Below are 23,370 nucleotides of genomic sequence, written 5' to 3' on the forward strand. Positions count from 1 at the left end.
TAGAGGGGGCAATAACTTAATGAGGAAAATAAATCCAGGTTTCATCAATTCTTATATTAAATATGGAAATTTAAAGATACCAAAAAGTATTCAATGTGAGTGCCCAGAATGCCGGAAAACAACAGAATTTTTGCTGAATGCAAACTACCAAAGCAGTAAAAACGGCATAGTTACGGAGTGCAGTTGTCCGCAATGTAAACAATCTGCCGTATTCATCATTATGACTAGGGAAAGCCAGGCTGAACAAGGCGAACATGCCGATACATATATTTATGACATCCAAGCATCAAGACATCCCATTAATCAAATAGAAAATCTGCCTAATATACCAATGGATCTTATCAGAGCCTACCGTTCAGCTTTAAATGTCCATCAATCCAGGGAAAATTCGGCCACTGCAGTTATGTCAAAGAGAGTGATTGAAAGTATTCTTAAACATTTTCTCGGTGAAAAAAGTAAAGGCCAGCCTTTGTCCCAACAGCTTGAGGTCCTGCCTAACCATGTAAACTTAGCAAAGCCTATTCAATCACTCAGCCATTTATTGGCGGCTGAAGGCTCGTTACATCAGATGCTTGAATTAGAAAGGGATATGGATTATGAAACGACCTCGCTACTAATGGATTTATTAGAAAGCTTAATTGAGTATCTTTTTGTCCTGCCAGGGAAAATTGAGGTCACACATAATAAAATAGCAAAGAATATCCACCATTAAAGTATAAAAAACCTCTTGTTCATGAGAAACGAGTGGGTTGTTTATTAACCAAAACGGTAAGTTTGAGTCAGAAGGATATATTGATAGAAAGAAGCGCGCTGTCTTCCTGAAAATTTTTTATGAAAAAAGACAAGAATGAACGAAAAATAATTTAAAAAATTATTACATTTTTTCTATAAAAAAACGTTGAAACGTTTCCAAGAGGGTGCTATTATAGGTGTACGGAAACATTGAAACGTTTCCAAAATGTAGATGAAATCGCTTTATTACTGGAGGTAGTGGTAGTGCCAAGCATAAAAGACGTTGCAGAATTGGCAGGAGTGGGGGTTGGCACTGTTTCACGGGTCATTAACAATCATCCAACTGTAAAGCCCGAAACTCGGGAGAAAGTAAATGCAGCAATCAAGCAATTAAATTATGTGCCAAATGAAGTGGCAAGAAACTTCAAAATGCAAAAATCAACAATGGTTGCGCTATTGCTACCAAGTGTATGGCATCCATTTTTCTCGGAGCTTGCCTATTATATCGAAGATGAGCTCGATCGGGAAGGGTATAAATTGATGCTTTGCAATAGTGGGGGAAGACCTGACAAAGAGCTTTATTATTTAGATATGCTGAATCAGAATAAAGTAGCAGGCATTATTGGGATTACTTACAATGACATCGAAGACAGTGTGAGCACGGATATTCCGATTATTAGCATTGACCGCCATTTTGGCAAAAAAATCACATGCGTCACCTCGGATAACTACACTGGAGGACGCATTGCATTACAAGAGCTTGTGAAAGCAGGGACTAAAAAAGCAGCCTATCTTGCAACCTATAGTGATGCTTATAGTGAGGTTGAACTTCGAAGAAAAGGGTTTATTGATGAAGCAGAGACTATAGGAATCAAATATGTGATTTATGAGGAGATTGATAACCTTTTTAATGAAGAAAAATACTTCGAAAACTTCTTCGAATTAAAAGAACATCAGGATGTGGACGGGATATTCGCCAATACCGATCTGCTTGCCGCCAAATATATTGATCGCGCTAAGCAATATGGATTGCGGGTTCCAGAGGATGTAAAAGTAATTGGTTATGATGGAATTCAGGATAATAAGCTGTTTCATCCGATTCTATCAACGATACGGCAGCCTGTCGAGGAAATGGCAAGAATGTCTGTTCAACTTCTCTTAAAAAAAATTGAAGGTGAACCACTGGAGCAACAGATTTACAGACTGCCTGTCATGTACAGAGAAGGGGAAACGACTTAGCAGGGTCAAATTTTTTTAGGTCATCATTGGAAACGTTTTTTTGAATCTCCGTGATGTAAGATTGTGAGAAATGACTCAGTTAAGTCCCATTTTTTAAGTTCAAATGGAAACGTTTCAATAACAACAATTGATTATGCCAAATCCGCTATCTAGAAAAAACTACTTGGCAAAATAAATTTTTTTAGCTTGAAATGGAAACGTTTCAATAATATAACTTAATCTGAAAGCGAGGCAAAGATATGGAAGTGGCAAGGAAGGCAAGTCCGGTATTTGATTCATCTATCCAAGTGAAAAAAGGACCAAGGCTAAAAAAAATCTTGAGTAATTATCAGCTCTACTTATTTCTTTTACCCGCGTTAATTTATTTTATTGTATTTCATTATGTCCCGATGTATGGCGTATTAATTGCTTTTAAAGATTTTGTGGCCACAAAAGGGATTATGGGAAGTCCGTGGGTCGGATTTAAACATTTTGAGCGGTTTTTCGAATCCTATCAATTTTGGACTCTTATTAAAAACACACTTGGTCTTAGCGTTATTCAATTAATCGTTGGTTTTCCGCTTCCGATTTTTCTGGCACTCATGTTAAACCAAATTAGAAGTGAAAAATACAAACGTTTTGTTCAAACAGTAGTTTATGCTCCGCATTTTATTTCAGTGGTTGTCCTAGCCGGGATGATTTATGTGTTCTTCTCAAACAATGGGCTTATCAATAACTTAATTCTGCTATTTGGCGGCGATCCGATTTCGTTTATGGCAAAACCAGACTGGTTTAAACCATTATATATCGCTTCAAGCGTATGGCAAGAAACGGGCTGGGCTGCGATTATTTATTTGGCCGCACTTGCAGGTGTCAGCCCTGAGCTGCATGAAGCTGCCGTAATGGATGGAGCAAATAAATGGCAGCGGATTTTACATGTTGATATACCGGCGATTATGCCAACAGCTGTTATCTTGTTAATTTTATCGGTTGGTAACATTATGAACATTGGTTTTGAGAAAGCTTACCTGCTGCAAACACCAATGAACCAGCCGGCTGCTGAGATTATCCCAACCTATGTTTATAAGCTGGGGTTGCAGCAGGCGCAATATAGTTTTGCTGCTGCAGTAGGTTTGTTCAATTCAGTGATTAATTTAATTTTATTAGTGGCAGTCAATAAGTTCGCGAAAAAATTATCCGGTACTGGATTATGGTAACTGGGAGGTGCGGTAAAAATGAGTTTAATAGCCTTAAAGAATAAGAAGATTACAAGAAGATCAAAGGAAGATAAAGTTTTCGATATCATTAACTTTTTTCTGGTCGCCATCATCTTGCTGTTGGTGGTCTATCCATTGTACTTTATCGTGATTGCCTCCTTCAGTGATCCAAACATGATTTACGAAGGAAAGGTATGGCTGCTGCCAAAAGAACTGACACTTGAGGGATATGAAAGAATCTTCAGGGACAGCAAGATCTGGCTGGGCTATAAGAACTCTATCATCTATACGGTAGTTGGAACGATTGTCAATGTATCTTTTACCTTAATGGCTGCCTATGCCCTGTCTCGAAAAGATTTGTATGGAAGAAATGTCATCATGTTCTTATTCCTCATGACGATGTTTTTCTCAGGCGGTTTAATCCCTACATACCTGGTTGTTAAGAATCTGGGTTTACTTAACACGATGTGGGCACTCATTTTGCCAAAAGCTGTAGCCGTCTGGAACGTGATCGTGGCAAAAACGTTTTTTGAGTCCTCTATTCCGGGTGAGTTATTGGAAGCTGCCAAAATAGATGGATGTTCCGATGCAAAATTTTTCTGGAAAATTGTACTGCCGCTTTCAAAACCAATTGTCGCTGTCATGGTGTTATTCTATGCCGTTGGACATTGGAACTCCTATTTTGATGCTTTGATCTATTTAAATAATGAAAACTTATATCCGCTGCAATTAATTTTACGAAATATTTTAATTCAAAATCAGGCATCCTCGATGATGATTAGTGATCTGGACTCATTGGCCGCGAAACAAAGAGTGTCTGAGTTAATTAAATACGGTGTGATTATTGTTGCTTCCATCCCGCTTTTAATCGTTTACCCATTTGTTCAGAAGTACTTTGTAAAAGGGGTTATGATTGGCGGAATTAAAGGTTAATAGAAAGGCAATCCATTCATTTATCTAATAGGGGGAATAAGAAATGTTGAAATCAATCAAGAAGAATGTTCAGAAAAACAAGAAAAAAAGCATGGCGTATGTCTTGGTTTTAGGATTAAGTGCGTCATTAGCTTTAACTGGCTGTTCAGACAGCGATTCTGCAAGTTCCGAGAAAAAAGCAGACACCGCCTTTCATAAAACGGGGCTGCCTATAGTGGACAAACAAGTTACATTAAACATTGTTTCGCCAAAAGCGGCTCTCGCACCTGACTATTCAAAAATGGTAATTTTTGACCGGCTTCAAAAAGCAACAAACGTGAAAATTAAATGGAACAATATCCCTGGTGATGGATACCAAGAAAAGAAAAACTTAATGCTGGCAAGCGGCGATCTGCCAGATGCGTTCTACTCGTCAGGCTTTTCAGATCATGACCTTGTCCAATATGGCCAGAACGGCACGATTATCCCTTTAGAGGATTTGATCGATAAATATGCCCCTAATTTAAAGAAACTTTTTGAAGAGAGACCAGAGTTGAAAAAGGTTGTAACAGCTCCGGATGGACATATTTATTCCCTGCCTCGTGCAGAGGAAATGGATCTTATCGGCATGCCAAATATAATGTTTATTAATAAAACATGGTTAGATAAACTGGGCCTGAAAATGCCGACTACGTTAGAAGAATACCATGATGTGTTAAAAGCATTTGTGGAAAAAGATGCGAACGGAAACGGCAAGAAAGACGAAATCGGACTGACTTTCTGGTATAACGGCTGGTGCGGGAATGAAGGAGATTTAATTGGTTTATTCGGTATGCCGGATGCTCCATTTGAAGCAGATCACCGGATTGTACGGGACGGTAAAGTTCTTTATGCAGCGGTTCAGCCGGAGTTTAAGGAAGCAATCAAGTATTATAACAGCTGGGTGAAAGAAGGGTTAATTGACCCTGAGGTTGTCACACAAAAAACGGAGCAGCTGTTTGCAAAAGGGAAAACACAGGATCCAACACTAGGTTCTTTCATTTGGTGGGAGAATACAGAAGTAGTTGGGGCGGATCGGGTGAAAGATTACGTCGTATTACCTCCATTAAAAGGGAAAGATGGCAAGATTGTGATTGGGCGTTCCAACTATTCTGAGTATGGAAGAGATGCCTTTGTGATTACCTCAGCAAACAAAGATCCTGAGATAACGATGCGCTGGGTTGACCAATTATATGAGCCAAAAATGTCGGCACAAATTAACTGGGGCCCTATTGGTGAAATTTATAAGGAAGATGCCAATGGCATGTTAGTCAATAAGGAGCTTCCTGCAGGCGTGGCAATGGGTGAATTGCGTCAAAAGGTTGCCCCAGGCGGTCCATTTGTTGTCTTAAAAGAGGACTTTGGCAAAGTGGTAGACATGGAGCCAAGGGCTAAGGAAAGATTGCAAATTCTTGATCAGTATTACAGACCATATATGGTGAAAGAAAGTTACCCATCCATCTTCTTTAGTCCTAAAGAACTCGACGTGATTAACACCATTGAGCCGGAAATCAAAGAATTCGTGAAACAAAAAGAAGCAGAGTGGCTGGTTGAAGGCGGAATTGATAAAGAATGGGATGCATATGTGAAGCAATTGAATGATATGGGGCTAGATAAACTAATGAAAGTTTATCAAAAAGGATTAGATCGTTATAACAAACAATGATCCCAAATATAAAGCCAGACATTCTTTGTCGTCTGGCTTTTCTTTTAAAAAAGGCTCTTTACTAAAAGATTGTTGTTTTTTTGATTCGCCGATAAAATTGAAAATTCGCCGATAAACTTACGAAAAACGCCGATATTTTAAATAAATCATCAAAAGAGTGTAATTTTACACTGAAATTAATTACTTATGAGTTTAAACGTAGTTAAAAACAACCATTTTTACGAAAACAGCCTAAAAATAAGAAGTAGGATGATGTACATGTTTGATGTCACAGCTTTAGGAGAAGTATTAATAGATTTTACCCCTTCCGGCCATTCGCAAAAGGGTCATGTATTATTTGAAACAAACCCTGGCGGAGCACCAGCCAATGTCCTTGTGGCACTCTCCAGATTAAATATGAAAACGGCGTTTATAGGAAAAGTGGGGCGTGATCAATTTGGTCATATGCTCAAGGGTGTTTTAGAAGAACAAAAGATTAATACTAGCAATCTTTTATTCTCGGAAACTGTCAATACCACACTGGCTTTTGTTCATTTAGATGAAAAAGGAGATCGTTCCTTTAGTTTTTACCGAAATCCAGGAGCCGATATCATGCTGGAGAAAGCTGAAATCCATGAAGATTCAATCAAACAGTCCCGTATCTTTCATTTCGGTTCCTTGTCCTTAACAAATGAGCCTGCGGCCACAGCCACTTTTACCGCATTGGAATATGCCAAAAAACATAAGGTCACAATTTCCTATGATCCTAATTTGCGAATTCCTTTATGGCGGTCACTTGATGAAGCAAAGCGGCAGATTTTAAAGGGATTTGAATATGCGGACATCGTGAAAATTTCAGAGGAAGAGTTGGAATTTTTAACAGGTTATCGTGATGTGTTAAAAGGAACGGAAGTTTTACAGAAACAATTTGGTACAGCTATTATTTTTGTGACCCTAGGACCAGAAGGCTGTTTTTACCGAAGCCAAACTGCTTATGGCAGTAAAGAAGGGTATCAAGTAAACGTTGTCGATACAACGGGAGCAGGGGATGCATTTGTTGGTGGAGTGCTATATCAAATCCTTGAAATGAATAAATCTCTAGATTGTTTAACCGCAGCAGATTTTGAAAAAATAGTCACTTTCGGTAATGCAACAGGTGCACTGACAACAGAAGGAAAAGGTGGAATTCCAAGTATCCCAACAAAGGATCAGGTTGAAGAATTTTTAAAAAGAATTCCTGTGAAAGGAAGAATGTGAATGAGTAACGTCTTAGAAAAACAACAGTATTACACAGAAAAATACCGTCCGCAGTTTCACTTCACTCCAGAAAGAAACTGGATGAATGACCCGAATGGGATGGTGTATTATAACGGAGAATATCATTTGTTTTATCAATACCATCCCAATGGAACCACATGGGGCCCGATGCATTGGGGACATGCGGTAAGTAAAGATCTTGTTCACTGGGAGCATTTCCCGATCGGTTTGGCTCCCGATAAGCATGGTGCCATTTTTTCGGGAAGTGCAGTCGTGGATTGGAATGATACTAGCGGTTTCTTTGAAGGGGGATCAGGGTTGGTGGCAATTTTCACCCATGCGGATACATACCCTGATTCGGATCGTCCGCGACAAAGGCAAAGCCTTGCCTATAGCAAAGATAATGGGCGTACATGGGAAAAATATCAGGGGAACCCTGTTCTTCAAGAAGAAAGCATTACAGATTTTCGTGATCCAAAAGTGTTCTGGCATCGTGAAACCAATCAATGGGTCATGGTTTTAGCCGCTGGCCAAACGATTAGAGTCTATACTTCCAAAAATTTAATAGCTTGGGAGTTTGCCAGTGAGTTTGGAGAAGGACACGGCTCACACATAGGAGTTTGGGAGTGTCCCGACCTGTTTGAATTACCGGTTGATGGTGATTCCAATCAGAAAAAATGGGTGCTATTTGTCAGCATCGGTAATGATCCAAACTATATAGAAGGATCAAGAACACAATATTTTATTGGCGATTTTGATGGGAAAACATTTTTTAATCATCAAGACCCAGAATTGACCCTTTGGATTGACCACGGCCGCGATAATTATGCGGGAGTGAGCTGGTCGGATGTTCCAGCCGAGGACGGGAGAAGGATCTATATTGGCTGGATGAGTAACTGGCGCTATGCCAATATTACGCCTACAAAAGAATGGCGGAGTGCAATGACAATTCCGAGAGTACTTGGATTAAAGAAAACCGAAGAAGGGATTCGTCTCGTACAAAACCCGATTGATGAATTACAAAGTCTTCGTCATGAAAAGATAGTAATAGAAAACGAAATAGTTGCACCGGGGAAAAATCTTTTAGCCAATGTAAAAAGTAACACATTCGAAATCATTGCCGAGTTTGAAGTTGGTTCAGCAGCGGAATTTGGATTCAAGGTTTGTAAGGGAGCCCATGAAGAAACGATTGTTGGATATGACTTAGTAAAGCAAACACTATTTGTAGACCGAACAAATTCGGGAGAGGCTGCTTTCCATGAGGACTTCGCCGGAAAACATGAGAGCCATCTGCTGCCAGCGAATAATAAAGTAACCTTACATGTTTTAGTGGATCAGTCGTCTATAGAATTGTTCGGGAACGATGGAGTCACGGTCATTACAGACTTAATCTTTCCAAATCAAGATAGTAAGCAAATCGAACTTTATGCAAAAAATGGAGAAGTTAAGTTGAATTCGTTAGAGCTTTACACATTAAAAACTGTATGGAGATAAAGCAGTAAATAGGTAACAGGGGGAATGACAGGATGAACATTTTAAACAATCGATTATATTCTGCATTGAATACGATCGTGGATTTATTTCTGCTAAATTTGCTATGGGTGTTGACAATGCTCCCCCTTGTTACCTTTTTTCCAGCAACAGCCGCTTTGTTTGGTGTTGTCCGCAGACGAATTTTACATAAGGAAACAGGAGGTATTTTTAAATCATTTTTTCAAATATTTAAGGAAAATATCAAACAGAGTTTCGTTATCTCTATTATTTGGTCGGCACTGGCACTTTTCTTATTTTTTGATTATAGGATAATCGATCCAAGCCATTCTGTTGGCCAGCTGATTTTGTATATCATCCTAGTCATTGTCATTTTGTTGTTTAGTTCAATCTCCATTTATCTTTTTCCGATTATGGTGCATTTCGAACTAAGCTGGAAGCACGTGATTCGAAATGCCTTTCTCTTTTCCCTCATGAATCCGGTACTAACCATTCTTTTATTGATTATTGTTGGGTCGAGTACTGCTCTGTTCTATTTTTATCCAGCTACGATTTTCATCATCGGCAGTTATGCAGCCTATGCGGTTTACTATTTATGCCAAATTTGGTTTAACCAGTTGCTAACCTTGAAGGGAACGAACTAAGTTTACCATACGGGTGCTTTTAAAAAATACTTAGGAGCACCCATTTTTTTGAACTGGTTTGTAAGCGCATTCTATTACTTGGATATTAGAGATAAATAAATGTTGGAGGGGAACAGGGTTGAAGCAAAAGTTAGAAAATCGGGGAATATCGATTATCGTTATTATTTCCTTAATGATTTCGATGTTTATGCCAACTGTTTCTAGTAAAGCGGAAACTGTTGGAGGAGAAAATGAACCTTTTCGATCTAAATTTCACTTTTCTCCGGAAAAAAACTGGATGAATGATCCAAACGGCATGGTTTATTACGATGGGGAGTACCACCTGTTTTATCAACATAATCCCACAGACACAAAGTGGGGACCGATGTATTGGGGACATGCCGTAAGTAAAGACCTGGTCAATTGGGAACAGTTGCCGATTAGTCTTTATCCGGATGAAACAGGTTTTATTTGGTCCGGAAGTGCCGTTATCGACTGGAACAATACGACTGGATTTGGAAAAGACTCCAAACCGCCAATGGTTGCTGTCTTTACCCAGGAAAAAGGGGGCCATCAAGTTCAAAGTTTGGCGTACAGCAACGATAAGGGCCGTACCTGGACAAAGTATGAAGGCAATCCGATTATCCCGATGCCTGAAGGGGTTGATGTATTTCGGGACCCGAAGGTATTTTGGCATGAGGAAACAAACAAGTGGATAATGACGATTTCAGCCGGTGACCGGGTGTATTTTTATAACTCGCCAGATTTAAAAACCTGGACAAAAGTCAGTGAATTTGGCAATAGTGACGGCTCTCATGCGGGAACATGGGAATGCCCGGATTTATTTGCCCTTCCGGTTGATGGGGATTCAACCAAGAAAAAGTGGGTATTGGCTGTCAGTATCAGTGAAGGTGCTACTGCCGGAGGTTCGGGGATGCAATATTTTGTCGGCGATTTTGACGGAAAGACGTTCACCAATGCCAATGATCCTGGTAAAGTTCTCTGGGCCGATTATGGTGCCGATTTTTATGCAGCTGTTACCTGGAGTAATGTTCCTGAGGACCGCCGATTATGGCTTGGTTGGATGAACAATTGGAAATATGGGCAGGACATTCCTGCATCCTCATACAGAGGAACGATGTCCATTCCGCGGGAACTTGCCTTGGCTACGGTCGATGGGGAAGGGATTCGCCTAATCCAAAAACCTGTGAGGGAGTTAGAAAGTCTTAGGGGTACACCACAAATTATCGAAAATAAAGTGATAACTCCGGGAGAAAATCTGCTTTCGAATGTAACGGGAGATGCCTTTGAGATTATCGCTGAATTTGATTTGAATTCAGCGACGGCGACCGAGTTTGGTTTGAAAGTTCGAAAAGGGGAAAGCGGGCAGACAAAGATTGGTTATGATATGAGCAATAAAAAATTGTTTGTTGACCGTTCCAATGCTGGTGAATCAGGTTTCAGTGGACAGTTTGCCGCAAAACATGAAGCACCGTTATCAGCCATTAATCAAACTATTAAACTCCATCTGATTGTGGACCGGGCATCTGTTGAAGTATTTGGCAATGATGGCCAAACAGTGATGACAGATCAAATCTTCCCCGATCCTAATAATCAATCACTTGAACTTTATACTACCGGAGGGGAAGTATCACTAAAATCATTAAAGGTATATGATTTGACCCACGCTTCTTTTGTTTCTACCATAGACCAAATCGCCGTTGATCGAGAAAGTCTTCCAAATGAGATCGAAAACCCTGATTTTGAGACTGGCAATCTATCAGGATGGACAGAAGTGGGTTCAGCTTTTGATCGTCCGGTATCCAATGTTACTAGTTTTTGGGGCGGGCCATTTCAACAGCATGGAAGCTACCATGTTTGGGGGTTTTCCGGCGCAAGCAATGAGGCAAACTCTGATTTCCGTACTGGTATCATGAAATCAACGGCATTCAAACTTGGCGGGAATGGAAAGATTGATTTTCTTGTCGGTGGTGGCCAGGATATTACGAAACTATATGTTGCCTTGGTTCGGGCCTCAGATGGAAAAGAGCTTTTTAAAGCAACCGGATCCAATACGGAAGCCTATCGAAGAGTCAGTTGGGATGCACCGGAATATATCGGAGAAGCCTTGTATATTAAAGTTGTCGACTATCACTCAGGCGGATTTGGACACATCAATGTCGATGATTTTCATGTTTTGAATCATGACCCGATGATATCCGATGATATTCAAAATCCGGATTTCGAGACAGGTGATTTAACAGGCTGGGCGACTGTGGAAGGGGATGCCTTCAGTAATCAGGATGTTACCGCTGATCAAGATTGGGGCTGGGGTGGACCGTTTAATCACCATAACCAATACCATTTATGGGGAGCCAAAGACGGAGGAGACGGACAAACCGGAACTTTAAAATCATCAACCTTTACCCTGTCTGGAAATGGTGAAATTAATTTCCTTATCGGAGGCGGTAATGACATCAACAATTTATATGTTGCCCTAGTTAGAGCTTCAGATGATAAAGAACTCATCAAAGCGACAAATACCAATTGGAAGGATAGTGAAGCCTATACCCGGGTCAAGTGGGATGCAGCCAATTATCTGGGGGAAAAAGTCTACATCAAAGTGGTCGACCATGCAACCGGTGGCTGGGGCCATATTAACGTAGACGACTTCCATGTAAAAAATGCCGGGATCATTGCAAGCTGGCCATTGGATGAAGGCAGCGGAACCAAAACAAAAGACAGTGCCAGAGGAATCGACGACCCTATTTCCTATGTGTTTACAAATGCTTTATACAAGCCATCAACTGATCCTTTATGGAGAGACGGGATTCGAAACAAAGCATTGCTGTTCGATGGATATTCTACATGGATTACTAGACCTGCTGATCAGGTTATCAAGCCAACAGATGCACTCACGATCGAAGCATGGGTGGCACCAAGATCGTATGAGTGGGGCGATCTCGGCCAATTGTCCGCAATCGTCAATCAACACAATAAGGCAGCCAGTGAAGGCTATATCCTGGGAATGGGGCGGCACGGGAAGTGGTCGTTTCAGGCAAGTATTAATGGCGAATGGAAGGAAGTCTGGGCGGCCGAAAACAAACCGCTTGAAAAAAATAAATGGTCATATATTGTCGCCACCTTTGATAAGGCAGAGCAAAAAATGAAGCTTTATTTAAATGGCGAATTGGTGGGAGAGACAGTCACACCAAAAGGGACTATCACTCCATCTACAAATGATTTATTAATCGGAAAACATAACAACGCAGCTTTGGTTAATGGTGCCTTTACTGCCAATATGTTTAATGGAATGATTGACGAATTAAAAATGCATAACCTATCTCTGTCAGGAGAAAAAATTAAAGAGAATTATGATTCCTATTTAAATAGTTTTGAAAATCATAAACCTCCAGTACCTGATTTGGCACCGGACCGCAGCAGGTATGATGGCGACCGGTACCGTCCGCAATATCATTTTATTGCACCGGAGCATTGGATGAACGAGCCGCATGCGCCGTTCTACTATAATGGGAAATATCATCTATTCTATCAGAATAATCCTCAGGGTCCATATTGGCATCAAATTCATTGGGGGCATTCTGTGAGTGAGGACATGGTTCATTGGAAGGATGTTCCAATCGCACTTGCACCTGATGGAAATTCGATTGCCCCGGATGGTGTCTGGTCGGGAGGATCAACTGTTGATAAGGATGGGAATCCGGTGTTATTTTTTACAGCCGGGGATGACAAAAAGGTTCCCAACCAAATGACGGGTCTTGCTACAAGCAAAGATCTCGGGGACCCGGATTTAAAGGAATGGACCATGTATGAAAAACCTGTTACGGTTCAAGCGCCAAACCTGCCAGCAAAGGAAGGTGAAGTATGGTACGGTCAATTCCGCGATCCGTATGTATGGAAAGATGGAGATACATGGTACCAGCTTGTTGGTTCTGGAATTAAAGGCGTCGGGGGGACAGCACTGCTTTATACCTCCAAGAACCTGAAAGATTGGGAATACAAAAAGCCGCTGATCGTGGGCAATTATCAGAAGAACCCGAAAACAGGCCAGGTTTGGGAGCTGCCAGTCTTCCTTCCATTAGGAAAAGATGCAAATGGAAATGAAAAATATGTCTTCTTTTTCAACCCTTGGTTTGATGGGTACAGTCCTCACAATGTGAAATATGTATGGTATTGGATTGGAACATGGGACAAGGAAAAATTGGAGTTTGTTCCTGATCACATAGAACCAAAACAATTTGATTACGGCGAACACTTTACCGGACCAAGCGGGATGGTTGATGGAAAAGGGCGTTCCATTCTCTTTAGCATTGCCCAGGACCGACGGACCGAGCAGCAGCATCACGATGCCGGCTGGGCTCACAATGCCGGGCTGCCGCTTGAGCTTTCATTAAACTCGGAAGGCGGACTAGGGATAAAACCAATATCTGAATTAAATTCTTTACGGAAGAAGGAACTTGTTTCGATCAAGAATGAAAAAACAGATAAAGCCAATGAATTATTAAAGAATGTTAAAGGAGACATGTTAGAAATTGAGCTTGAAATTAATCCAAAGTCTGCGGAACAAGTCGGTCTAAAGTTGAGAAAATCAGCAAATGGAAAGGAAGAAACATTACTATTCTATGATGTTGAAAATCAATCACTAAACATTGATCGAAACAAATCAAGCCTCGATCCGGATATCCAAAAAGGTGTACAGGGCGGAGAACTCAAGATTGGAAAAGACAATCTCAAGCTTCATATTTACCTGGATCGGTCGATGATTGAAGCCTATGCAAATGGAGAAAAAAGCATCACATCACGTGTTTATCCAACGCTTTCCGATGCATTGGGCCTAGAATTATGGAGCAATGGCGGCAATGCGAAAGTGGTATCGATGAAGGTATGGGAAATGGGGTCTGCGTATGGGGAAACGGTTCCAGCCTATTGGCATGAATCTAATGGCGGTGGAGCCCCTGTGCCTGAAAGTACAGAATTGCCCAACCATGATTTCCAAACAGGCGATTTGACAGGATGGACTGTCGTAGAAGGAAATGCTTTTAGTAATGAACACGTTACTAAGGCGGACGATTGGGGATGGGGAGGTCCATTTAACCAGGCCTCAGACCGAATGGACCCGGATCGATACCATTTATGGGGCTTTAATGGGGAAAAAGGCGGAGATTCCCTGACAGGCGTCTTAAAATCTGCGAACTTTGTTTTAGGCGGCAACGGAAAAATCGATTTCCTTATCGGCGGCGGAGCAAATATCGACAGGCTTTATATTGCACTGGTACGGGCTTCAGACGGCAAGGAGTTAATGAAGGAAACGGGCGGCAACTGGGAAGCCTATCGAAGGGCCTACTGGGATGCTTCGGATTATATAGGCGAAGAGTTATACATCAAAGTTGTAGACTATGAAACGGGCGGTTGGGGACATATAAATATTGATGATGTGAATGTACCTGTGGCCATAAATAAGTAAATCGAATCTTGATAGATAAGATCAAATAACCTAGAATAATCATGTGAAATTCAACATATGCAGGATTGTGACTGGTTAGCAGGCAAGACCTTAAATGTGTTAAGGACAGATTGTACCTTTGTGTACCTATCCTTGCCCATTTTAGGTCTTTTTTTTGGCTTTTTTCGTAAGCAGATTTGTTTTCAATAAAGTTTACACCCTTAAAAGTGTAAAAGTGCACTTTATCAGCGAATTCAAAAATACCAATACTAGATAAGGAGTTTTTAAGATGAAAAACAAGAAGACTATTTGGCTGGGGATATTTGTTTTGGCATTATGCTTCCTGACAATTACAGGAGTTTTAATCAAAAAACAGGTGAAAACCAGATTAGAAACAACCAATCTCAATCAAAAGAAGGACCAACCATTAGAACTAGTGCTTAGCAATGATGCTTTCCATCAGTGGGGATTTGATGAAGGGTCGGGAAACGCCACTCGTGATCATGCTCAATCCAGGTCGTCTGTTATTCATTATGCAGTAAAATCAGGACCGGAATGGAAAAACGGCATTCACGGTAAAGCATTATTATTTGACGGCTATTCCAATTGGCTTGAAATTGCCTCGGAAAAGGTTCATATCCCAACTGGATCTTTTTCAATTGAAGCATGGGTGGCCCCGAGAGCTTATGAATGGGGAGACAATGGACAGCCCTCCGTGATCATCAATCAACAGGATAAAGGAAATAACCAAGGATTTATGCTCGGATTGGGGCGGCATGGATATCTCACGTTTCAGCTTGCCTTAAACGGCAAATGGCATGAAATTTGGTCCCCAGAAAGGAAAATTATGCCGAAAGATCAATGGTCTTACGTCGTTGCGCAATTTGATAAAGAAACAAATAGAATCTCACTTTATTTAAACGGTGAACTTGTTCAAGAAAAAGCAGTCCCTCCTAATAGTAAGTTTACACCAGCAAACCATCTGCCGTTGCTAGTTGGAAAACATAATCAGGCGGCCGCTGTGTCAGATGTGTTCCAGGCTAATATGTTTAATGGACTAATGGACAATGTTTCACTATACAATAAAGCATTTAGTCATAAAACGATTAAACATCTCTACGAAGAATCCTTTAACAGCTGGAACCATAAACGGCCGATACCGGATACGTCATTCGATCGAACGGTTTATAAAGGAGACCGCTACCGCCCGAATTATCATTTTACTGCTCCCCAGCATTGGATGAATGAACCGCATGCACCAATTTATTATAACGGGAAATACCATTTATTTTATCAGTTTAATCCGGCTGGTCCTTTCTGGCATCAGATTCATTGGGGACATGCCACAAGTACCGACATGATTCATTGGGAAGATCGGCCCATTGCGTTAAGTCCAACAGAGGGAACAGCAGCCAGGGATGGCGTGTGGTCCGGGAGTGCAACCTATGACAAAAATGGGGTTCCAGTATTATTTTACACAGCAGGGAACGATGAAATGAGGCCGAATCAAATGACAGGCATGGCAAGGCCGGCAGATGCCAATGACGTTAACTTAAATTATTGGAACATGAATCCTAATCCTGTAACAGTACAAGAGGAAAATATTGATACACCAAAAGGAAAGGTGTTATTTGGTCAATTTCGCGATCCATATGTATGGAAAGAGGGAGACAAATGGTACCAGCTTGTTGGTTCGGGAATAAAAGAGGCAGGCGGGACCGCTTTACTCTATACCTCAGAAGACCTTGAACACTGGAAGTATGAAAAACCTTTGATGATTGGGGATAAAGTGAAATACCCGCGTACGGGAGATGTATGGGAATTGCCATTTTTAGTACCGATTAAAAACAAGGAAACGGGTGAACAAAAATATGTTTTCATGATTAGTCCTTATTTTATGTCCCCCAGCCCTGATGCTGCCCGTAATACGTTTTATTGGATTGGGACATGGGACCAAGAAAGGCTGGAATTTATTCCTGACCACGAGGAGCCTAAACTGTTTGATTATGGTGAACATTTTACCGGTGCACAAGGTTTTATAGATGGGAAAGGCCAAACCATCGTTACAAGCATTTTACAGGATAGGCGTTCGGAAAGGGACAAATATCAATCGGGGTGGGCACACGGAGCCGGTCTTCCGCTCGAAATCTATTTGAATGAAAAGCAAGAGCTTGGAATTCGCCCGGTTGAAGAGGTTCAGTCACTTCGAAGAGAGGAACTGGCATCGGTTGAAAATGCCACAATTGAGGAAGCAAATAACCAGCTTCGAAATATCCAAAGCGATCAATTGGAAATCGAGTTGGAATTCGATGTTTCCAATACGAAAGCCACTGGGATAGAACTATTAAAAGAATCAAATGGGCAGGAGGAAACGACTATTTTTTACGATAATGAACGGAAAACCATTCAAATTGACCGTCAGCGCTCAAGTTTAAATCCTGAAATTGAAAAGGGAATTCAAGGCGGGGAGCTAAACCTTGAAGACAATATCTTAAGGGTAGACCTATTTGTTGATAAATCGATTGTGGAAGCATACTTCAATAATGAAAAAAGCATTTCTTCCCGCGTCTTTCCAACACTAGATCAATCAAAAGGACTCGAAGTATTTGGAGTCGATGGAAAGCCGTGTGTCCGCTCCATGAGGGTATGGAGTATGGATACGGCCATCGAAGGAGAGGAGGATTAGTCCGGCTATTTTATTCGTTGAAATGAGTTTTAAATCAGTTTATATGAAAATGTAACTAGTAAATCCTGATGAAATTAAGAGTATATTATCCTATTGTAGGAAATTGTCGAACAGCATATAATGTTCCCTGTAAACAAAATTATGCGGGATTGTGACTGGTAAAGCAGGCAAGACCTAAAGTGTATGAAGGGCGAAGTGTACCTTTTTTGGTAGACATGTCCTTGTACATTTTAGGTCTTTTTTTGTTCTCTTAAAAAGGATTTCAACTAATTTGAGGAGTCAAAAAATTCGAAACAGACACAATATAACCGCGAAAAATGGAGGATGAAGGGGAAATGGAAAGGAAAGCTCGAAACAAATCGAAATTGAAAAAGCTGGTTTTGACAGCTGTTGTTGCTGCCAATTGCCTGGCGGTAACACCTGCATTTGCAGCGGAATTAAGTTCAGACTACACATCGATCTGGTCTCGTCAGCAAGCAGAAAAAGTAAGTCCTACTGATAAAACAACAGCGCCGAAAATTGATCTTGATTTTGATCTTGTAGCACCTGATCAATGGGTATGGGATACATGGCCGCTGCAAAACAGAGATGGATCCATGGCAATTGTAAATGGTTACCGAGTAGCATTTGCATTGGTGGCACCACGTTCATTAGGATGGGGTGAGCGTCATACGGAGGCAAGAATTGGAATGTTCTACTCCAAAAACGGCAAGGATTGGACGTACGCAGGAATCCCTTACGACTATAATAAAGCCCTTGGTCATATGCAATGGGCCGGTACAGCGATGTTGGATGAAAACGGTAAAGTTCATTTGTTCTATACGGCAACCGGCGAGAAAGAAAATTGGGATAACAATGGTTGGGATAAAAGAGCCGTACAACGTATTGCGAAAACAACCTTTGATATTCATACGGATAAAAACGGAGTTCATCTGACAAACGAAGGAAAACATCAAGTCATTCTAGAAGCAGATGGAAAATATTATGAAACTCTTGCACAAGCAAATAGTCCGATCATTACGGCATTCCGTGATCCATTCTTCTTCCAGGATCCAAATACTGGCAAAGAGTATATTATCTTCGAAGGACAAGCGGGAAGCGATCGAGACTTTATCAAACCGGAAAATATCGGTGATGAGGAATACCGCAAAACCCATTCCGTTCCTGCAGGAGCCGAATTGTATAACGGTAATATCGGGATCGCAGAAGTACTTGACAAGGACGTAACCAAATTAAAGCTTCTCCCTCCATTACTTGAGTCGGTTGGAACCAACCATCAGATGGAACGCCCGCACGTGGTCGTAAATGGAGACGATTACTATCTATTTACCATCAGCCATACCTTTACGTATGCTCCTGGACTGACTGGTCCTGATGGTGTCTATGGATTTGTTGGCAAAGGACTGTTCGGCAGCCATAAACCAATGAACGAAAGCGGACTTGTAATTGCAAATCCAAAGGAAAACCCTTATCAAGCTTATTCTTGGATGGTCCTTCCAGACCAGCAGGTAATCAGCTTCATTAACGAGCCGAAGGATGAGAACGGAAATGTGAAATTTGGCGGTACATTCGCCCCTACTCTAAAATTGAAGCTGAATGGAGATACTTCTGAAGTTGTAAAAGAAGGTAAAGCCGGCGAAATTAAACCATTCGGGGCAAATCGATAATCATAACTGGAAAAGGAGAAAGCAAGATGACCCTTATAAGTAGGAAAGCCGTATCTGCCATCGTGTTAGCAGCAAGTGTTTTTGCCTCAAGTTTTTCCGGACTTACTGTAAAAGCGGAAGAAGCGGGGCAAACGACAAATTGGACACGGGAACAGGTGTCAAAAATCGAACTGAATCAAGATAATACCTTGCCTTATACGGATATAAGCAAGCTGGATAAATTGGCACCAGGTTATCACATTTGGGACACATGGCCACTGTTGGACCGCGATGGAAATATCGCTTCCGTAAAAGGCTGGAAAGTGATTTTTGCCCTATCGGCTCCAAGTAATGTGCTGCCTGGAAAGGTGCATGACATTGCAACCATCCGCTATTTTTACTCGAAAAATGGCAAGGATTGGACACTTGGCGGGACACTTTTTCCAGAAGGAGCTTCATTGGGTTCTCGTGAATGGGCTGGATCCGCAATGGTGGATAATGGAAAAATTCACGCATTCTATACAGCAACCGGGCATAGAGGAGAAGAGCGGTTGACATTTGAGCAGCGCATTGCAGAGGCAACCGGAGATATAATTGCTGATAGCAATGGAGTTCATTTTGAAAATTGGGGTAAACACAAAATTATTTTAGAGCCGGATGGCAAATATTATGAGACGAAGGAACAAGCTCAGCAAGGTGAAGGCGGCGGCTACGCTTTCCGTGATCCGATGTGGTTCAAAGACCCGAAAACGAATAAGGAATATATTTTGTTTGAAGGGAATTCAGGCGGCGCTGTAGGAAATCGCACATTTAAACAAGAGTATGCAGGAAGCTCCGAATATACCAGCAAGCACCCGGTACCGGCAGGAGCTGTTCATGCGAATGGGAACATTGGTATCGCAGAAGTAGTGAATGGTGATCCTACCAATCTTAAAATGCTGCCTCCTCTCCTGGAAGCAAATTATGTAAACGAAGAATTGGAACGCCCGCATATTGTGGTAAAGGACAAAAAATATTATCTATTTACGGACAGCCATATCAATAAATATGCTGAAGGGCTGCAGGGACCTGAAGGTATGTATGGATTTGTTTCCGATACCTTGATCGGCAGTTATCAGCCGCTAAATGAAAGTGGTCTGGTTTTAGCCAATCCTCCTGGAAATCCGTACCAAGCGTATTCATGGCTTGTCCTTCCTAATTTGAATGTGGTCGGGTTTTCTCATTTTGGCGATTTGGGCAACATGTCCATTGGTGATGTTGGAAACCAATCACCAGAATTCCAATTTAGCCATTTTGGAGGCACATTGGCGCCGACAATCCAGCTATCCATCAAAGGCGATACAACAAAAATCGCAAAAGAGTTATCACCTGGCTGGATCAAACAATAAGGAAATCATTTGACCGGTTCCCGCGCTCCAATCGCTCACTAAGAGACCATATAAGCGTGAGTGGAACCGGTTCCTGAACTTTAATCGGTCACTTAATAATTATGGTTCATCAACAAAGTTTTTAACAAAGCCAAAAGTAAGAAGACATTTGGGGGAACACTTCTCATGAACCGGAACAAAGCTAAAAAAAGCAAATCTATCATAGCAGCTATTATCGGACTTTATATTATCTTCATATCCATTGTTGGTCCAACCGTTTCAGCCCAAGAAAATACAGATACATTCAACTGGACCAGAGAAAATGTTAGCAAATTAACAATTAATGATCAAAATACAGCTCCGACATTTAATAAAGATGAACTAGTTAAACTTTCATCAGACTATTATATTTGGGATGCATGGCCATTGCAGGATTTGAACGGTCATCCAGCTGTAGTAAATGGTTTTAAAATAATTTTCGCCCTCTCGGTACCGAAGGATGTCCTTCCGGGAAAACGTCATGATCTAGCTCAAATTCAATATTTCTATTCAAAAGACGGAAAGAGCTGGGAGTCAGGGGGACCCGTTTTTAAAGCTGGTGAAGCATTGGGGTCCAGGCAATGGGCTGGCTGTTCCATCGTTAATAAAGATGGGCGATTGCAAATCTTCTACACAGCCACAGGACAAAAAAATGAAAGTCAGCTAAGCTATGATCAACGTCTGGCAACTGCAACGGCGGATATTCGTACAACCAACACCGGTGTGACGTTTAAGAATTGGTCCAAACATCAAATAATTCTTGAAGCTGATGGCAAATACTATCAAACAGAGGAACAGACAGGAAATAAAGAATCTTCCTATGCGTTTCGCGATCCGTATTTTTTCCAGGATCCAAAGACCGGGGAAGAATATCTTTTATTTGAAGCAAACACTGCTGGAAAGCTTGAAGACCGTCCATATAAAAATGAATATATTGGTTCCGAAGAATTTCGCCTGAATCATGCAATCCCAGAAGGTTCAAAAGCTTTTAATGGCAGCATTGGTATTGCCAAAGCAACCAATAAGGATTTATCCAAATTTGAATTGCTGCCGCCTCTATTAGAAGCAAATTATGTCAATGACGAACTGGAGCGGCCAAGTGTAATCGTAAAAGGAAACAGCTACTATCTTTTTACGAAAACACACACGGAGAAATTTGCTCCTGGGCTTGACGCTCCGGAAGGATTATATGGATTTACTTCAGACTCTCTCATTGGAGGCTATCATCCGTTAAATAATAGCGGACTGGTTATTGCTAATCCAACGGATAATCCGTATCAGGCATATTCCTGGATGGTCATGCCGAATGGCACTGTTATTAGTTTTGTGAATTATGTTAATGTGGACGGTAAAGATATGTATGAAGTTGGCGAGCAGTCTCCGGAGTATCAAATGGAGCATTTCGGCGGTATGCTGGCACCGTCTTTAAAAATATCGATCACACGTGATGAAACCAAGGTTCTTCATGAAAAGCAGCAAGGGGTTTTTAAATAAGATACAGTTGTGGCGTTCAGTTTTCTGCTGAACGCCACTGTGTATTATGAAAATAATTGTCATTATTTACCTGAAGAGCAATCTGCTGCATGATGTGAAACAGACTAATTCAGAAATTCAAGGTGGAAGATGAACATTCAAGAGGAACAGAAAGAAGCAAAAGATTTTGCACAAGAATTATTACCGCTATTAGGCGGAAAGGAAAATATTATTAATTTCACTCATTGCACGACTCGATTGCGTTTTGAACTTTTAGATGAGAGCAAGGTAAATAAAGTTGGAATAGATAAACTGAACAGTGTACATGGAACTTTTTCCCGAATGGGACTTTTCCAAATTATTTTAGGTCCCGGGATTGTTAATAAAGTATACAGGGCCTTACTTGAAACAAAATTGACACCTGTTTCCGGCATATCTCCTGCAGAACCGCCAAAGGTGAAAATGAATCCTTTTATTCGATTTGCGAGGACCTTGTCCAATATTTTTGTTCCAATTATTCCGGCTATTGTTGCAAGTGGTTTATTAATGGGACTGATAGGAATGATCAAGGTGTTTCAGTGGGCACCACCCGAAACCTCATTAATGCGAATGCTCGATATCTTTTCAAGTGCGGCATTTATTATTTTACCGATATTAATTGGTTTTAGTGCAGCAAAGGAATTTGGCGGCAATCCCATTTTGGGGGCAGTGATAGGCGGAATTTTAACTCATCCTTCGCTATTAAATCCTGTCAAGCTTGGATATAAAGTACCGGAATATATGGAGGTTCTCGGGGTTGATATTCCTTTAATAGGCTATCAGGGAACGGTGATACCGATCTTGCTTTCCGTCTTTATTATGAGTAAGCTCGAAATGCGCTTGAGGAAAATGGTACCAAGTTCATTGGATTTATTTTTAATCCCATTTCTAGTCATTATTTCGATTGGTTTTATTTCACTTTTAATTATTGGTCCGATCTCATTATTCATCGGTGATATGATGACCAATACGTTTGAGCTAATTTATAAATATGGAGGGGGTATAGCCGGGTTTTTATTTGGCGGCTTATATTCTCTTATTGTGGTAACCGGGCTGCATCATACTTTACATGCAGTTGAAATGGAATTGCTTGCAAATCCAAAGATAGGTGTTAACTTTTTATTGCCAATTTGGTCCATGGCCAATATGGCCCAAGGAGCAGCGGGGTTAGCCGTATTTTTTAAAACAAAGAATGAGAGACTGAAAAAAATTGCTATCCCATCAGCTTGTTCAGCTTTTTTAGGCATTATTGAACCGGTAATGTTTGGGATGAATATCAGACTGTTCAGACCATTTTTAGGTGCAGCCATAGGCGGCGCTTTTGGAGGGGCGTATGTGGTTCTTACTCATGTGGTGGCAAACTCTTATGGCTTAACAGGAATTCCCATGATCGCTATTGTGGCCCCAATAGGGATTTCGAATTTAATGCATTACCTTATTGGTCTTGGAATCTCTGTCGCAGCTGCGTTCATAGCCACTTTCATTCTTTGGGTGAAGGAAGAAACTGAGTCGTCTTGATTTT

Annotated in this window: 14 protein-coding genes; all 14 read left to right on the forward strand. The window is 41.1% G+C overall.

Translation table 11 applies throughout. The annotated features are described in order from the left end of the window. Positions 1-19 precede the first annotated feature (19 nt). On the forward strand, positions 20-712 hold the full coding sequence (locus LC455_RS07095; RefSeq protein WP_223589377.1) for a hypothetical protein: 693 nt from the start codon (positions 20-22) through the stop codon (positions 710-712). Between the two features lie 284 nt (positions 713-996). Then, positions 997-1,971 carry a LacI family DNA-binding transcriptional regulator gene (locus LC455_RS07100; RefSeq protein ID WP_317851421.1) on the forward strand — a complete coding sequence of 325 codons (975 nt, stop codon included), beginning with the start codon at positions 997-999 and terminating at the stop codon, positions 1,969-1,971. Between the two features lie 239 nt (positions 1,972-2,210). Further along, positions 2,211-3,167 carry an ABC transporter permease gene (locus tag LC455_RS07105; protein ID WP_223589380.1) on the forward strand — a complete coding sequence of 319 codons (957 nt, stop codon included), beginning with the start codon at positions 2,211-2,213 and terminating at the stop codon, positions 3,165-3,167. 18 nt (positions 3,168-3,185) lie between these two features. Next, positions 3,186-4,100, forward strand: a complete 915-nt coding sequence (locus LC455_RS07110) for a carbohydrate ABC transporter permease (protein WP_223589382.1) — start codon at positions 3,186-3,188, stop codon at positions 4,098-4,100. Between the two features lie 91 nt (positions 4,101-4,191). Beyond that, on the forward strand, positions 4,192-5,784 hold the full coding sequence (locus LC455_RS07115; protein WP_223589843.1) for an ABC transporter substrate-binding protein: 1,593 nt from the start codon (positions 4,192-4,194) through the stop codon (positions 5,782-5,784). 258 nt (positions 5,785-6,042) lie between these two features. Continuing rightward, positions 6,043-7,020, forward strand: coding sequence for a PfkB family carbohydrate kinase (locus LC455_RS07120; RefSeq protein WP_223589383.1), 978 nt, complete (start codon positions 6,043-6,045; stop codon positions 7,018-7,020). Next, positions 7,021-8,514 carry a glycoside hydrolase family 32 protein gene (locus LC455_RS07125; protein ID WP_317851413.1) on the forward strand — a complete coding sequence of 498 codons (1,494 nt, stop codon included), beginning with the start codon at positions 7,021-7,023 and terminating at the stop codon, positions 8,512-8,514. Positions 8,515-8,546: 32 nt separating this feature from the next. Further along, on the forward strand, positions 8,547-9,155 hold the full coding sequence (locus LC455_RS07130; protein WP_223589385.1) for a YesL family protein: 609 nt from the start codon (positions 8,547-8,549) through the stop codon (positions 9,153-9,155). A 118-nt stretch (positions 9,156-9,273) separates the two neighbouring features. Further along, entirely contained in the window at positions 9,274-14,619 is a 5,346-nt protein-coding gene (locus LC455_RS07135; RefSeq protein WP_223589386.1) for a GH32 C-terminal domain-containing protein, read from the forward strand. 268 nt (positions 14,620-14,887) lie between these two features. Continuing rightward, positions 14,888-17,284: a GH32 C-terminal domain-containing protein gene (locus LC455_RS07140; RefSeq protein ID WP_223589388.1), complete on the forward strand. Its 2,397-nt coding sequence runs from the start codon at positions 14,888-14,890 to the stop codon at positions 17,282-17,284. A gap of 335 nt (positions 17,285-17,619) precedes the next feature. Continuing rightward, positions 17,620-18,951 carry a glycoside hydrolase family 68 protein gene (locus tag LC455_RS07145; RefSeq protein WP_223589390.1) on the forward strand — a complete coding sequence of 444 codons (1,332 nt, stop codon included), beginning with the start codon at positions 17,620-17,622 and terminating at the stop codon, positions 18,949-18,951. Positions 18,952-18,977: 26 nt separating this feature from the next. Next, positions 18,978-20,318 (forward strand): glycoside hydrolase family 68 protein, encoded by a 1,341-nt coding sequence (locus LC455_RS07150; RefSeq protein WP_223589392.1) that lies wholly within the window; start codon positions 18,978-18,980, stop codon positions 20,316-20,318. Positions 20,319-20,483: 165 nt separating this feature from the next. Beyond that, on the forward strand, positions 20,484-21,830 hold the full coding sequence (locus tag LC455_RS07155; protein ID WP_223589394.1) for a glycoside hydrolase family 68 protein: 1,347 nt from the start codon (positions 20,484-20,486) through the stop codon (positions 21,828-21,830). A gap of 129 nt (positions 21,831-21,959) precedes the next feature. Further along, the gene (locus LC455_RS07160) at positions 21,960-23,366 is read left to right on the forward strand and encodes a sucrose-specific PTS transporter subunit IIBC (RefSeq protein ID WP_223589396.1); all 1,407 of its coding nucleotides are present in this window, start codon (positions 21,960-21,962) and stop codon (positions 23,364-23,366) included. Positions 23,367-23,370: the final 4 nt, after the last annotated feature.

The organism is Neobacillus bataviensis (assembly GCF_019969725.1).

What these genes read in the sequence shown, in the direction of transcription:
- LC455_RS07145 (WP_223589390.1), top strand. Translation starts at nt 17,620, where the DNA reads ATGGAAAGGAAAGCTCGAAACAAATCGAAATTGAAAAAGCTGGTTTTG.
- LC455_RS07120 (WP_223589383.1), top strand. Translation starts at nt 6,043, where the DNA reads ATGTTTGATGTCACAGCTTTAGGAGAAGTATTAATAGATTTTACCCCT.
- LC455_RS07155 (WP_223589394.1), top strand. Translation starts at nt 20,484, where the DNA reads ATGAACCGGAACAAAGCTAAAAAAAGCAAATCTATCATAGCAGCTATT.
- LC455_RS07150 (WP_223589392.1), top strand. Translation starts at nt 18,978, where the DNA reads ATGACCCTTATAAGTAGGAAAGCCGTATCTGCCATCGTGTTAGCAGCA.
- LC455_RS07140 (WP_223589388.1), top strand. Translation starts at nt 14,888, where the DNA reads ATGAAAAACAAGAAGACTATTTGGCTGGGGATATTTGTTTTGGCATTA.
- LC455_RS07105 (WP_223589380.1), top strand. Translation starts at nt 2,211, where the DNA reads ATGGAAGTGGCAAGGAAGGCAAGTCCGGTATTTGATTCATCTATCCAA.
- LC455_RS07110 (WP_223589382.1), top strand. Translation starts at nt 3,186, where the DNA reads ATGAGTTTAATAGCCTTAAAGAATAAGAAGATTACAAGAAGATCAAAG.
- LC455_RS07130 (WP_223589385.1), top strand. Translation starts at nt 8,547, where the DNA reads ATGAACATTTTAAACAATCGATTATATTCTGCATTGAATACGATCGTG.
- LC455_RS07160 (WP_223589396.1), top strand. Translation starts at nt 21,960, where the DNA reads ATGAACATTCAAGAGGAACAGAAAGAAGCAAAAGATTTTGCACAAGAA.
- LC455_RS07125 (WP_317851413.1), top strand. Translation starts at nt 7,021, where the DNA reads ATGAGTAACGTCTTAGAAAAACAACAGTATTACACAGAAAAATACCGT.
- LC455_RS07095 (WP_223589377.1), top strand. Translation starts at nt 20, where the DNA reads ATGAGGAAAATAAATCCAGGTTTCATCAATTCTTATATTAAATATGGA.
- LC455_RS07115 (WP_223589843.1), top strand. Translation starts at nt 4,192, where the DNA reads ATGGCGTATGTCTTGGTTTTAGGATTAAGTGCGTCATTAGCTTTAACT.